This window comes from Micromonospora pisi, assembly GCF_003633685.1.
Taxonomy (GTDB): Bacteria; Actinomycetota; Actinomycetes; order Mycobacteriales; family Micromonosporaceae; genus Micromonospora_G; species Micromonospora_G pisi.
The window spans coordinates 6,524,881-6,538,247 of record NZ_RBKT01000001.1; the positions used below are offsets into that span (position 1 = coordinate 6,524,881).

The window sequence follows — 13,367 nt, forward strand, 5'->3', positions numbered from 1 at the left end:
CGCTATCACGATCGAGCCGGCCGCATGTTCCGGTTGTCGAGCTACTACCAGACGGCCCGGTCGAGCCAGGACCGGACGCGGTCAGCGGTCTCCCGCCAGCCGGGCTCGAGCAGCATGCTGTGCGAGCGGTCATGGAGGAACAGGTAGTCGGAGCCGAAGTACGCCGCGCTGCGCCGTACGACCTCGGCCGGGACGACGATGTCGTGTTCGGCACCGACCATCAACGACGGACCCCCGATCCGGGTGCGTTCGAGGCTCAGCGCCCCGCCCGACGCGACCTCCCAGAGCGCGGTCGGCGACTCGTCGGGCATCAAGGCGTAGTAGTGGCGCGCCTCGTCCTCCGGCAGTCCCTCGAAGAACCACTCGCGCGCCATCTCGTAGGGCATCGGCGGATATGGCCTCGTCAGGTCGATCGGCAGTTGCATCACCTCGTTGCCGACCTCCTTGCAGGCGATCGGCGCGATCAGCACCTGGGCCACGACCGGGTGATCCTCGGCGTACTTCTGTACGGCCATCGCGCCCATGCTGTGCGCCATCAGTACGGGGGTCTGCCCGACGTGTGAGACGACAATCTTCAGTTCCTCGGTCACGTCCTGGATGGAACGCCGCACGAATTCTTCCTCGGGCAGGGCGCGTGAACCGTTGTGGTTGAACCAGCTGAACGAATAGCAGTGCCGGCCGGTGGCTGCGAAATAAGGCAGGAATTTGTCCCAGACCCAACTGCCGTGGCTTCCGCCGTGCACCATGACGATCGGCGGTGCGATTGGCTCGCCGACCGGTGCGGCGTGTTCCACGAAAACGCCGTCGACTTGCAGCTTTTCGATCTCCATCACATCTCCACAGGTGGTGGGCCGGGTGCGGGAGTTCCTCGGATCCATCCCGCCCCGAAAGTCTGTAACCGTTGACACCGGTTTCATGGCGTGCCGAATATAGTGGTTACATGATCGCAGCAGCAACCGGGCTGGTACTCCGTACGCCGGATGGCACCCCGTACCTCTTCGACCCCGGCACGCTCTGCCTGGACCTGCTCACTGCCGGGGGGCCCGGCGTGCTGGCCCGCTACGACGTGCTGCACGAACCGAGCGACCTGGCCAACTGGCTCTCCCTCTCCCGCCTCCGGCTCGACCCCGCCGACGTCCGGGTCACCTCCGACGATGTCCAGACGGCGCGTCGGCTCCGGGATGCGCTCTGGCAGCTCACCCGCGCCTGCGCGCGCGGTGAGACGCGGCGGGCCGAAGATCTGGACGAGGTCAACCGGGCGGCCCTGCCCGCACCGCTCGTGCCGCAGATCACCCCGACGGCCACGCGCGGTTGGCAACTGCCGGCCGACGGCGCCCAGGCGCTGTCCACCATCGCCCGGGACGCCGTCGAATTGTTCACCGGCCCGCACGCCGACCGGATCCGGGAATGCTCCGCCCCCGACTGTTACCTCATTTTCGTGGACGTTTCGCGGTCGCTACGCCGCCGGTGGTGCGCGATGGAGGCCTGCGGAAATCGGCACAAGGTCCGGGCGCTGCGCGCCCGCCGCAATGCGAACGAGGCGCCGATGGACACGTCACCCGATTCGGCCCGCTGACCATCGGATAGGCAAAGCCAGGAAACCCCGAACAAGCGTAAGCGAGATTATCGGGTACGCCCGTCGCCGGCCCGCTCCGCGACCACCTCCAGGTACGCCGACGGGATGCGTACGGTGCCGTCCGTCGCCACGTTCCACTGCCGCGCCAACTCGACCAGGTCGGCGTGGAGCGGTCCACCGTGGCCCGCGCCGAGTGCCTCGAACGCCTTCAACGTCGGCCCGTAGTTCTCCCGGAAGAAGTCGGCGAACTGTTCGGGTGTGGCGAACCGGAAGACGAACTCGCGGCGGGTCGCCCGTACGTTGGTAACCGCCGTCCCGAACAGTTCGTCGAGCCGCTGTTCGGTGCCCCACTCGGCCGGCGCGCGCAGCCCCTTCGGCGGCGGTACGTGCCGGCCGACCGCGCGGAACAGGTCACCGATGAAGCCGTCCGGCGTCCAGCAGGCGAGCCCGATCGTGCCGCCCGGCCGGCACACGCGTACCAGTTCCGCCGCCGCCTGCTCCTGGTCGGGCGCGAACATCACGCCGACGACGGAGAGGACGGCGTCGAACGCCCCGTTCGGATACCCGATCCGTTCGGCGTCCCCCACCACGAACTCCACGGTCAGCCCTTCGGCAGCCGCCCGGTGTTCCCCGCGTGCCAGCAGTTCCGGCACGTAGTCGAGGCCGGTCACCAGGCAGCCGCAGCGGGCCGCCGCGAGGGCGGCGTTGCCGCTGCCGGTGGCGATGTCGAGGACCCGCGCACCGGCCGGCAGGTCGGCCGAGGCCACGAGCAGTTCGGAGATCGGATAGATGCGCGCGGCGACCGCGTGGTAGTCCCCGCTGGCCCAGGTCTTCTGCTGACGGGCCTTGATCGCGCTGAGGTCGAGCATGGTGGTCATGGTGTCCCCTCTGTTGGTGTCTGGCGGGGACGTTAGGCGCGGGCCCGCCGGTCACGAATGGGGAGAACTCCCTATTCTGGCGGCACCAGCCCCAGGCGCCGGGCCGCTGCGGCCGCCCGGCCCCGGGTGGTCACGTCGAGCTTGCCGAGGACCGCCGACACGTGGTGGTCGACCGTCTTGGCGGAAAGTGAGAGGCGCAGCGCGATCTCGGAGTTGCTCAGCCCGTCGGCGAGCAGCGCCACCACCTCCAGTTGGCGCGGGGTCAGGCCGGACGCGTTGGCGCCGGCTGCCGCCCGTGGACCGCGCGGCACCCCGGCGACGCCCCGCTCGCGCAGCACCGCGCGCAGCCGCCGGGCCGCGGCGTTCGCCCCGAGCCGGGCCAGGGCAGCCAACGCCTCGGCGGCAGCCGCCGGGCCGCCGTGGGAGAGCGCTTCGATCCTCGGGTACGCGCAACCCCGCCGCTGGAACTCCGCCGCCGCGCCGGCCCAGTCGCCCCGGATCAACATCAGGTACGGCGCCGCCGTCCAGTCCGGTACGTCGACCGGCTCACCGGCCCGCCACAGCCAGAAGCCCAGCTCGCCGACGGACCACGGCAGCCCCGCCTCGCGTACCAGGGCGAAGCTGTCGCGTACGGCGTCGGCGGTTTGTCGCGGCTCGCCGGCGAGCCAGTGGTGCTCGGCCAGCGCCGCCGAGGTGGGCGCGAGGTACTGGATTTCGTCGGCCCGGCCGGCCAGGGCGGCGGCCAGCTCCAGGACGGCGAGTGCCTCCGGTTCCCCGCGGCGCGACCGCAGACAGCCCAGCACGGCGAGCGCCGGCACCAGGCTGACTCCGGGTTTGTCGATCCCGACGAGCGCCTGCTCGGCGTCGGCCCGCGCGGCGGCCCAGTCGCCCTGGACCAGCCGGATCCGGGCCCGGTACCCCAGCAGGTGCCGGGCGTACCCGTCCAGGTTCCGGGTTGTCGTGAAGCGCAGCGCCCGGTCGAGCGCGTCCGTGGCGAGGACGAAGTCCCACCCGTCGGCGGCGAAGGTGCCGAGGTTGACCAGCGCCCGCGCCGCGTGGTCGTCGAGCCCGGCGGTCGCGGCCAGGGTGTGCGCCCGGTCCAGTTGCGCGGCACCGGCGGTCTCGCCGCGTTGCAGCCGCGCGGACCCCACGTTGACGAGTGCGTGTGCCTGAGTTTCGACATCGCCCAGTTCCCCGGCGAGGGTGAGCGCGCGCTCGCCCCACTCGATCGCCTCGGTCTCCTCGTTGGCGAGCATGTGCAACTGCGACACGTTGCTGTACGCCATCGCCAGCTCCCGACCCGGCGGCACCCGCTCCAGTACGTCGACCGCCTGCCGGGCGACGCTCCGCGCCTCGCCGGTCCGCCCGGTCCACCAGGCGAGCCGGGACACCCAGCGCAGGTTGTCGCCGATCCGCAGGGCGTCGCCGCCGTCCTCGCGCAGCGTCAGCGCCTCGCGGCGTGCGTCGAGGGCCGCCTCGCCGAGTCCGGCCAGGTAGGCCGCGAACGAGTATGACTCCAGCAGTTCCGCCCGCCGCGCGGGAAGCAGGCCGACCGAGCGGGGCAGCGCGGTGGCGTAGTGGTCGGCGGCCTGCCGGTACGCCCGTACCGCCGTGGCCCGTTGCGCCGCCACCGGGACCCAGCGCAGTACGGCCGCCGCGTCGTCCGCGTGGTGGGCGTGGTGCACCAGGCGGGCGGGGTCGACACCGGGTCGGCGGGCGAGGGTGGCCAGCACCGTCGCGTGCAGGGCGGCCCGGCGTGCCGGCGACAGCGACCGCTCCATCGCCCGGCGCAGCAGCTCGTGCCGGAACGCCACCTGGTCTCCGGCCGCGACCAGCACCCCGCGCGCCAGGCACTCCTCGACCGCTGTCGTGGCACAGGACTCCAGCAGCGCCGGCTCGGCCCCGGAGGGCACCACCGAGACCAGTGCCGCTACCTCACGCGCCGGTACGGAGACCGTGGCGAGGCGACCGAGGACCAGGTCGGTGACGGTTGCCGGCACCTCCGTACCGGTTGCCCCGAGCACCTCCGTGACCAGCAGGGGGTTGCCCCCGGTCACCTCGTAGATCTCGTTCGCCGACCGGTCGCTGTGCCGGGCGAGGTGGCCGATCGCGGTGATGGTCAGCGGGGCGAGCGGCAGCCTCCGGGTCACCGTACGCGGCAGGGCGGCGAGCACCCGGCGCAGTGGGTGCAGCGGCCCGACCTCGTCTTCGCGGTAGGTGAGGATCAGCAGCGCGCGGCACCGGGACAGCCGTCGCCCCAGGAACCCGAGCAGGTCCAGCGTCGCCCCGTCGGCCCAGTGCAGGTCCTCGATCACCACCACCGGGCGTCGGCGCTGCCGGGGGCCGTCGAGCAGGTCGAGGAAGGCGTCGAAGACGGTGTCGGGTCGCTGCTCGGCGTCGACCCCGGCGAGCCGTTCGGCGAGTGCCCCGCCGACCTGGCGGGCGATGTCGTGCAGTGGTCCCAGCGCGCGTGGGGTCAGCAGCGGGTCACACTGTCCCCAGACCAGCCACGCGCGGGCCGTGACCCGGTTCGCGAAGACGTCGACGAGCGTGGACTTGCCGGCCCCCGCCTCGCCGGAGACGATCGCGATCCGCCCCTCGGTCGCGCTGGCGACCAGCAGTTTGTCCAGCTCGTCCAGCGCGCCGGCCCGTTCCTGCACGTCCATCGTGGTCCAGCCTGTCACGGTCGCCCGGCGCCGGACGCCAGCCGATCGGGTACGCCGTGCCAGCTCCGCCGACTGGCAACTACGCTGCTCGGGGCGGTGTGCGTTGGGAGGGATCGGGATCATGCGTCTGCACGTGGGGTGCGCGATGTGGACCCACAAGTCGTGGCAGGGGCGCGTCTCGGTGCACCCGCTTCCCGCCCAGGAGCGCCTGCGGTACTACGCAGCCTGGTGCGACGCGGTCGAGGGGAACACCACGTTCTATGCGACCCCGACCAGGGAGACCGTGATGTCGTGGGCGCAGCAGACCGATCCCGACTTCCGGTTTGTGCTGAAACTTCCCAAATCCATCACGCATGAACGCCGTCTTGCCGACGTCGACGAGCCGCTCCGGGTTTTCCTGGACGCGATCGAGCCACTCGGACCACGGGCCCATGCCCTCTGGATCCAGTTGCCGGGATCGTTCGCTCCCGCTGACGTCTCCGTACTCGCCCGCTTCCTGCGCCGGCTCCCGACCTCCCACCGGTACGCCGTCGAGGTCCGTCACCCCGCGTTCTTCGACGAGCCGCGCTCGGCGTCGCTGCTCGAAGGGGTGCTCAACGGCGTGGGCGCCGAATGGATCCCGTTCGACACCACCGCGTTCTTCCGTACCCCGCCGACCAGCGACGCGGAACGGGAGGCGTGGACCAAGAAGCCGAGGATGCCGCGCCGGTCGATCGGATTGACCGATCAGCCGATCGTCCGTTACCTCGGCCGGGACGCCCACGAGCAGACGATCGAGGGCTGGCAGCACTGGGTCGAGGTGACCGCCGGGTGGCTGCGCGAGGGCCGCTCGCCGACCATGTTCGTGCACACCCCGGACAACGCCGACGCGCCCATGCTCGCCCGCCGCTTCCACGACGAGGTACGGGCCCGCGTTCCCGAACTCGAGGCGCTGCCCGAGCCGTTACCGGTCGAGCCGCTGACCCTTTTCTGACCACTCCCAGCAGGTTGCCCGAACGTCCTGACTCCGACCGCATCACGATCGTATCGGTCGCCCGGACAGAGATCCTGCAACCCGTCGGGGTGCGTCACGACCGCCCGTTTCCGCGGCCCACGGCGCTAGCATCGGGTTCCATGATCGTATGGATCAATGGCACCCACGGTGCGGGCAAGACGACGACCAGTGCACTCGTGCAGCAACTGATCCCGGATTCACGGGTGTTCGACGCCGAGAAGGTCGGCGAGACACTCATGGACATCACACCAGGGCTGCCCGCGACGGACAACTTCCAGCACTGGCCGCCGTGGCGGCAGCTCGTCGTCGAGACCGCCCGCAGCGTGCTCGACTACACCGGCGGCGTGCTGGTGATGCCCATGACTGTCCTGGTCGAGCAGTACTGGCGCGAGATCAGCGTGGGCCTCGCCCAACATGCCATCCCGGTGAGGCACTTCGTCCTCCACGCCGACCAAGACACCCTCCGCAGGCGTATCGAGGGGGAACACCCCATCCCCTCACCGTTCCGCCTCAAATACCTCGATCCGTACGCGGAGGCGGCCCGCACATGGCTACACGGCGAGGCCGAGGTCGTCGACACCACACACCTCACGCCCGCCCAGGCCGCCCTACAGATCGCAGCGGCCGTCAGGAGTCGAGCCATCTGATCTGGTGGTGACGGCCCGGTTGGAGGAACTGCCAGCCGTTCCATTGCGCATGACGGCCCTTCGGCCGGGGTCGTCACGTCGTGGCCTCTACCCCTTCCCATGCGCTGAGGTAGTTTTTGATCGCCTGACGGTTGCGCTGCAGAACGTCGATGCGTCGCTCGATCCTGGCGAGTTGACGTCGCAGTCCGTCCAGGTCCTTCACGGTTGGACAATGGCGGCTACCCGGACGTTCCGTCTCAGCCTCCAGGCACGGCAGAACCTCACGGATCATCTCTGTCGTCAGGCCGGCTTCGAGCAGCTCGCGGATCTGCAGCACACGGTCAATGGCCGGCTCCCCGTACGTCCGATACCCGTTGCTCGACCGGAACGGGTGCAGGATGCCGACCTGCTCGTAGTAGCGCAGCAGTCGGGGGGCAACTCCCGTCCTCGCCGCCAGGTCCCCGATCTTCATCAACCCCCACCTGCCCTTTTGTCATTCGGGACGACGGCCCCGTCTCCGCTTGACCTTGACATTAATGGCAAATTCGGGTTTTCCCAGTCCGTGCCAGCATCGGCGCGGCGAAGCTCCGGTGCCGTCGACCGTCGTCTCTGGCAGCGGAGCTTCGTACGTTGCGAGTGTCGCTATCGGGTCAGATGCTGAATCCGCCGTCGATGGTCAACAGTGAGCCCGTAATGAACGCGGCCTTATCGCTGGCGAAGAAGGTGACCGCCTTTGCGATGTCGTCGGTGGTGCCGAAGCGCCCGAGGGGCGTCATGGCCACCTGAGCGGCTGCGTTCGGCCCGTCCGCCGGGTTCATGTCCGTGTCGACCGCCCCGGGCTGCACGACATTGACGGTGATGCCGCGCGGGCCAAAGTCGCGCGCCCATCCGCGACCGAGCTGGTCGATCGCTGCCTTACTCGCCGCGTATTCGGCAACGCCAGGGCTGGGAATGCGGTGGGCGACAATGCTTCCCACCAAGATGACGCGCCCACCATCAGGCAGGTACCGCGATGCGGAACGCGTGGTGACGATGGTGCCCAATACGTTCGTGGCCATCATCTGCTGAACCCCGTCGAGAAGCTTCAGGTCCAACTGGTCGACTGTGCCCATAACGGCGACTCCAGCAGAATTCACCAGCACGTCGATCTGGCCGCCCAGGAACTCGGCAGCCTGCTCGACTGCGGTAGACGCCTCGTGGGGAACGGACTGGTCCGCCTGCACAGCAAACGCCTTCGCGCCAAGAGCAGCCAAGTCGGCGACAACCTCTTCCGCCTGCTCGCGCGACTTCCGGTAGGTGATTACCACGTTTGCACCTTCACGTGCCAGTTCACGGGCAATCCCGGCACCGATACCCCGCGATCCTCCGGTCACGAGCGCAGTGCGTCCTGTCAGGGCTTGGGACACGACGATCTCCTTAGTTCAGCTGACTTCACTTACTCAGCCGAAGCTAAAGATTGACATTAGTGTCAGGGTCAACCCCGACAGCTGTGATGCCCGTCATTCGACGTTCGGCACTCGCCCCTGCCCGCCTTTGGGCATGTGCTCAGCGGCTCGACGTCGCGCTTCGGGCGTCCGTCACACCACGGTTGGCGAGGGCGTCGGCGCGTTCGTTGCCGGGGTCGCCGTTGTGCCCCTTGACCCAGAGCCACTCCACCTGGTGCTCCTTGACCGCCTGTTCCAGCCGCTGCCACAGGTCGGCGTTCTTGACCGGCTGCTTCGCCGACGTCTGCCAGCCGTTGCGCTTCCAGTTCGCCATCCAACTCGTGATGCCGCTGCGGACGTACGTGCTGTCGGTGTGCAGGCGTACGACCACCGGGCGGGTGAGACTTTCCAGGGCCTGGATGGCGGCCATCAGCTCCATGCGGTTGTTGGTGGTCGGCGTCGACTCGCCGCCGTACAGCTCCCGCTCGTGCTCGCCGTAGCGCAACACGGCACCCCAGCCGCCCGGCCCGGGGTTACCGCTGCACGCGCCGTCGGTGTAGATGGTCACGACCTTCTCGGCCGGCTGGTCCGTCATGCCGGCAATCTACCGGTCCGGCCGACCCGGGCCTCCGACCCGCCACGCCGACCGTTGCGCCCGCCGCCGTGCCGGTGGGCGCCGGCTCCCGCTCGGTGGTCACGGGCGCGCGTTCGTCGTTCCGGTCGAGCAGGCGCATGACCGGGGTCGCGGCGATCCCGTGCAGCACCACCGAGACGATCACCACCAGGGCGACCGTCGCCCAGACCAGGTCGAGCTGCGGGATGTCGGCGTGCCCGGTGGCGTACGCGAGGTAGTAGAACGAGCCGACGCCCCGGATGCCGAAGAACGCGATCACCCAGTGCTCGGCGGGACGCCCCGGCGCCCCGCGCAGCGACAGCCAGCCGACGACCGGCCGGATCACGAAGACCAGGGCCAGCCCGGCCAGGGCGGCGGGCCAGGTCAGCGGGGCGAGCAGCCCGTCGACCACGGCGCCGCCGAGGAAGAGCAGCAGCAGTACGGTGAGCAGCCGTTCGATCTGCTCGGCGAAGTTGTGCAGCACCCCGTGGAACTCGTGGGTCCGTTCCGCCGCCCGGATCGCCCGCGCGGCGAAGAAGACGGCGAGGAAGCCGTACCCGCCGATCACCTCGATCAGCCCGTACGCGAGGAAGGTGGCGGCGATGGCGACGAACCCCTCGGCGTGCCGGGCGAGTCGCAGGTTGGACGGGGCGCGGAAGAAGAGCTTGCCGAGCAGCCAGCCGACGAGCAGCCCGCCCCCGATCCCGACGCCGATCTTGTAGGCGACGTCGACGGTGAGCCATCGGGTGAGCCAGTCGACCGGGCCGAGGCTGGTGGCGACGCCCGTGGTGGCGATGGCCATCGCGGCGTACACGAAGGGGAAGGCGAGCCCGTCGTTGAGACCGGCCTCCGAGGTGAGCGCGAACCGCACCTCGTCCTCGTTGTCCTCGACGTCGGTCGGTTCACCCACCTGTACGTCGGCGGCGAGCACCGGATCGGTCGGCGCCAGCGCGGCGGCGAGCAGCAGCGCGGCGGCCGGCACCAGTCCCGCCCACCACCAGCCGAGCAGGGCTACGCCGGCGATGCAGAGCGGCATGCCGATCGCCAGCAGCCGCCAGGTCGAGGACCAGCGTCGCCAGCCGACCCGTCGGTCGATCTTCAGCCCGGCGCCCATCAGGGCGACGATCACACCGATCTCGGTGAGGTGGGTGGTCAACTGCGGGTGGGCGAGGGGATCGGGGCTCGGCAGCCCGGTCGGCAGCAGGAAGACCAGCATGCCGAGCCCGAGGAAGGCGATCGGCATGGAGAGCGGCCGGTGTTCCAGCATCCGGGGCAGGACACCGGCGAGCAGCGCGCCGAGCCCGACCAGTGTGAACGCCACATCGACCGGCTCCACGCCACCACCCTCTCCTGGCCGCCCCGGATCGGGCAGGTGGTGGCAACCCTTTCCCAGTCTCGGGCTCGCCCACGCCTGTTCGGACCGGAGAGCGTGAATCGGAGGGACTCTTCCAGTTCTGTGGACGAGGCGTGGGACCGCACCACGTACGGAAGGATTTCGACCATGGCAAAGACCTGGCTGGTCACCGGCAGCTCACGCGGTCTCGGGTGGGAACTGGGGCGGGCGGTGCTCGCCATCGGCGACAACCTCGTCGCCACCGCACGCCGGCCCGAGCAACTGGACGAACTCGTACGCGACCACGGCGACCGGGCCCGCGCCGTCGCGCTCGACGTGACCGACCCGGCCGCCGCCCGTGCCGCCGTCCAGGTCGCGCTCGACGCGTTCGGCGGGCTGGACGTGGTGGCGAACAACGCCGGCTACGCCAACAGCGGCCCGATCGAGGAGACCTCGGACGAGGACTTCCGCGAACAGGTCGAAACCAATCTGTTCGGCGTCGTCAACGTCACCAGGGCGGCCCTGCCGGTGCTGCGCCGCCAGCGCTCCGGGCACCTCCTCCAGTTCTCCTCCATCGGCGGGCGGGTCGGCGGCACCCCCGGCCTGGCCGCGTACCAGACCGCGAAGTTCGGTGTCGAGGGGTTCTCCGAGGTGCTGAACAACGAGGTGCGGCCGCTCGGCATCAAGGTGACCATCATCGAGCCGGGGGCGTTCCGGACCGACTGGGGCGGCTCCTCGATGCGGGTCGCCGAGGTCGGCGCGGACTACGAGGAGACCGTCGGGCGGATCCACGCGTACCGCCGCGAGGTGGACGGGCAGCAGCCGGGCGACCCGGCGCGGGCGGCGCAGGTCATCGTCGGCATCGTCGGACTGCCCGACCCGCCGCTGCGTCTGCTGCTCGGCTCCGACGCGCTGCGACTGGCCGAGGAGTCGTCGCTGTCGCGGGCCCAGGAAGCCTCCCGCTGGGCCGAGGTCAGCCGCTCCACCGACTTCGACAGCCCGACCGAACTCGGTCAGTCGGCGATCGCCGCCCTGGTCACCCCGACCACCAGCTGACACCGCCCGGACCGACGCGCCCACCAGGACGGTGACGGCGCAGCGAGGTCGGTGGTGGCGGCAGGAGCCCGGTCAGCGGGTCGGACGGAGCCAGAGCACACCGAGCGGTGGGAGGCGGAGCGTCGCCGAGGCAGGCTGGCCGTGCCACGGCACCGGCTCGGCGCGTACCGAGCCGAGGTTGCCGACCCCGGAACCCCCGTACGTCTGGGCATCGGTGTTGACCACCTCCCGCCAGACGCCGGCCACCGGCATGCCGAGCCGGTACACCTCGTGCGGTACGGCGGAGAAGTTCGCCACGCAGACCAGCGGAGAGCCGTCGGCGGCGATCCGGATGAACGCGACCGTGTTGTTGCCGGCGTCGTTGCCGACGATCCAGCGGAACCCGTCCGGGGTGGTGTCCTGGCTCCACAGCGCCGGGTTGGCCCGGTAGTTCGCGTTCAGGTCCCGGACCAGCCGCTGCACCCCGGCCCGCGCCGGGTCGTGGCTCAGGTTCCAGTTCAGTCCCCGGTCCACGTTCCATTCCTGGTCGTCGGCGAGTTCGCTGCCCATGAAGAGCAGTTGCTTGCCCGGGTGGGCCCACATGTACGCCAGCAGCGCCCGGGTGTTGGCCAGCCGCTGCCAGGTGTCGCCGGGCATCTTGCCGGCGAGTGACCCCTTGCCGTGCACCACCTCGTCATGGCTGATCGGCAGCAGGTAGTTCTCACTCCACGCGTAGACCAGGGAGAAGGTCAGCTCGTTGTGGTGCCACTGCCGGTGGACCGGCTCCTTGCTCAGGTAGTTCAGGGTGTCGTGCATCCAGCCCATGTTCCACTTGAAGCCGAAACCGAGCCCGCCACCGTGGGTCGGCTGGGTCACGCCGGGCCAGGCGGTCGACTCCTCGGCGATCATCACCACCCCGGGGTGCTCCCGGTAGACGGTGGCGTTCGTCTCCTGGAGGAAACCGATCGCCTCCAGGTTCTCCCGGCCGCCGTACTGGTTCGGCAGCCACTGCCCGTCCTCGCGGGAGTAGTCCAGGTAGAGCATCGAGGCGACCGCGTCCACCCGCAGTCCGTCGACGTGGAACTCCTCGCACCAGTAGAGCGCGTTCGCGACCAGGAAGTTGCGTACCTCGCGACGGCCGAAGTCGAAGACGTACGTGCCCCAGTCCGGGTGCTCGCCGCGACGCGGGTCGGGGTGCTCGTAGAGGGGGGTGCCGTCGAACCGGGCCAGCGCCCACTCGTCCTTGGGGAAGTGCGCCGGAACCCAGTCGAGCAGGACGCCGATGCCGGCGGCGTGCAGTCGGTCGATCAGGTGGCGGAACTCGTCCGGCGTACCGAACCGGGAGGTCGGGGCGTAGTAGCCGGTGACCTGGTAGCCCCAGGAGCCGCCGAACGGGTGCTCGGCGACCGGCATGAACTCCACGTGGGTGAAGCCCAGGTCGACGACGTACGCGGTGAGCTGTTCGGCCAGCTCCCGGTAGCCGAGACCGGGCCGCCACGAGCCGAGGTGCACCTCGTACACGCTCATCGGCTCCTGGTGCGGGTGCCGCTGTGCCCGCTCGGCGAGCCAGTCGCCGTCGGACCACCGGTAACCGGACTGGTAGATCACCGAGGCGGTCCGGGGCGGGACCTCGGTGTGCGCGGCCATCGGGTCGGCCTTGTCCCGCCAGACCCCGTCCCGGCCCAGAATCCGGTACTTGTACGTCTGGCCGGGGCGGGCCTCCGGGACCACGATCTCCCAGACACCGCTGCTGCCCAGCGAGCGCATCGGCCAGCCCTCGTGGGCACCCCAGCCGGTGAACTCGCCGACCACCCGTACGCCCCGGGCGTTCGGGGCCCAGACGGCGAAGGAAACCCCGCCGTCGTCGCGAGGACGGGCGCCGAGTGCGGTCCAGAGCCGTTCGTGGCGGCCCTCGCCGATCAGGTGGAGGTCCATCTCGCCGAGGCTCGGCGGGAACCGGTACGGGTCGTCGAGGATCTTGCCGTCCACCTCGACCCGGTAGTCGAGCACGGTGCCGGGCACGGTCGCCTCGAAGACATCCTCGTCGTGGATCCGGCGGGTCGGGTGCCGGTCGTCGCCGACCAGGACGGTGACCTGCTGGGCGCCCCGGCGCCAGGTGCGGATCAGGGTCTGCCCGTCGCGCGGGTGCGCACCGAGGACGGCGTGCGGGTCGTACGCCACACCGGAGATCAACGAGTCCAGGGTTCCATCCATCAGCGGCG

The 13,367-nt window shown here is 70.3% G+C and carries 12 protein-coding genes; 4 read left to right on the forward strand and 8 right to left on the reverse strand.

The window, feature by feature from the left end:
- Positions 1-44 precede the first annotated feature (44 nt).
- On the reverse strand, positions 45-830 hold the full coding sequence (locus tag BDK92_RS28075) for an alpha/beta hydrolase (protein ID WP_121159395.1): 786 nt from the start codon (positions 828-830) through the stop codon (positions 45-47).
- Positions 831-940: 110 nt separating this feature from the next.
- On the opposite strand from BDK92_RS28075, the gene BDK92_RS28080 reads away from it, so the two are divergent.
- A complete protein-coding gene (locus BDK92_RS28080) occupies positions 941-1,576 on the forward strand; it encodes a CGNR zinc finger domain-containing protein (RefSeq protein ID WP_121159396.1) in 636 nt (211 codons plus the stop codon).
- A gap of 47 nt (positions 1,577-1,623) precedes the next feature.
- Here the strand turns inward: BDK92_RS28080 and BDK92_RS28085 are convergent, their stop codons facing one another.
- Together BDK92_RS28085 and BDK92_RS28090 are read right to left on the reverse strand one after the other, a co-directional pair.
- Entirely contained in the window at positions 1,624-2,454 is an 831-nt protein-coding gene (locus BDK92_RS28085; RefSeq protein ID WP_121159397.1) for a class I SAM-dependent methyltransferase, read from the reverse strand.
- A gap of 71 nt (positions 2,455-2,525) precedes the next feature.
- Positions 2,526-5,120 (reverse strand): ATP-binding protein, encoded by a 2,595-nt coding sequence (locus BDK92_RS28090; RefSeq protein WP_170208710.1) that lies wholly within the window; start codon positions 5,118-5,120, stop codon positions 2,526-2,528.
- A 145-nt stretch (positions 5,121-5,265) separates the two neighbouring features.
- On the opposite strand from BDK92_RS28090, the gene BDK92_RS28095 reads away from it, so the two are divergent.
- Together BDK92_RS28095 and BDK92_RS28100 are read left to right on the forward strand one after the other, a co-directional pair.
- A complete protein-coding gene (locus BDK92_RS28095) occupies positions 5,266-6,093 on the forward strand; it encodes a DUF72 domain-containing protein (RefSeq protein ID WP_211349677.1) in 828 nt (275 codons plus the stop codon).
- 140 nt (positions 6,094-6,233) lie between these two features.
- Positions 6,234-6,761, forward strand: coding sequence for an AAA family ATPase (locus tag BDK92_RS28100; protein WP_121159400.1), 528 nt, complete (start codon positions 6,234-6,236; stop codon positions 6,759-6,761).
- A gap of 73 nt (positions 6,762-6,834) precedes the next feature.
- On the opposite strand, the gene BDK92_RS28105 is transcribed toward BDK92_RS28100, so the two are convergent.
- The 4 genes from BDK92_RS28105 to BDK92_RS28120 all read right to left on the reverse strand — a co-directional run bounded on the left by BDK92_RS28105 (position 6,835) and on the right by BDK92_RS28120 (position 10,113).
- Positions 6,835-7,212 (reverse strand): MerR family transcriptional regulator, encoded by a 378-nt coding sequence (locus tag BDK92_RS28105; protein WP_121159401.1) that lies wholly within the window; start codon positions 7,210-7,212, stop codon positions 6,835-6,837.
- A gap of 178 nt (positions 7,213-7,390) precedes the next feature.
- On the reverse strand, positions 7,391-8,146 hold the full coding sequence (locus tag BDK92_RS28110) for an SDR family NAD(P)-dependent oxidoreductase (protein WP_211349390.1): 756 nt from the start codon (positions 8,144-8,146) through the stop codon (positions 7,391-7,393).
- A 139-nt stretch (positions 8,147-8,285) separates the two neighbouring features.
- Positions 8,286-8,759 (reverse strand): ribonuclease HI, encoded by a 474-nt coding sequence (gene rnhA, locus BDK92_RS28115; RefSeq protein ID WP_121159403.1) that lies wholly within the window; start codon positions 8,757-8,759, stop codon positions 8,286-8,288.
- On the reverse strand, positions 8,698-10,113 hold the full coding sequence (locus tag BDK92_RS28120; RefSeq protein ID WP_121159404.1) for a cation:proton antiporter: 1,416 nt from the start codon (positions 10,111-10,113) through the stop codon (positions 8,698-8,700). The genes rnhA and BDK92_RS28120 overlap by 62 nt, the downstream gene beginning before the upstream one ends.
- Positions 10,114-10,278: 165 nt before the next feature.
- Here BDK92_RS28120 and BDK92_RS28125 point away from each other — a divergent pair, with 165 nt between their 5' ends.
- Positions 10,279-11,166, forward strand: coding sequence for an oxidoreductase (locus BDK92_RS28125; RefSeq protein WP_121162652.1), 888 nt, complete (start codon positions 10,279-10,281; stop codon positions 11,164-11,166).
- Positions 11,167-11,238: 72 nt separating this feature from the next.
- On the opposite strand, the gene glgB is transcribed toward BDK92_RS28125, so the two are convergent.
- Positions 11,239-13,347 carry a 1,4-alpha-glucan branching protein GlgB gene (gene glgB, locus BDK92_RS28130; protein ID WP_121162653.1) on the reverse strand — a complete coding sequence of 703 codons (2,109 nt, stop codon included), beginning with the start codon at positions 13,345-13,347 and terminating at the stop codon, positions 11,239-11,241.
- Between the last annotated feature and the right edge of the window lie 20 nt (positions 13,348-13,367).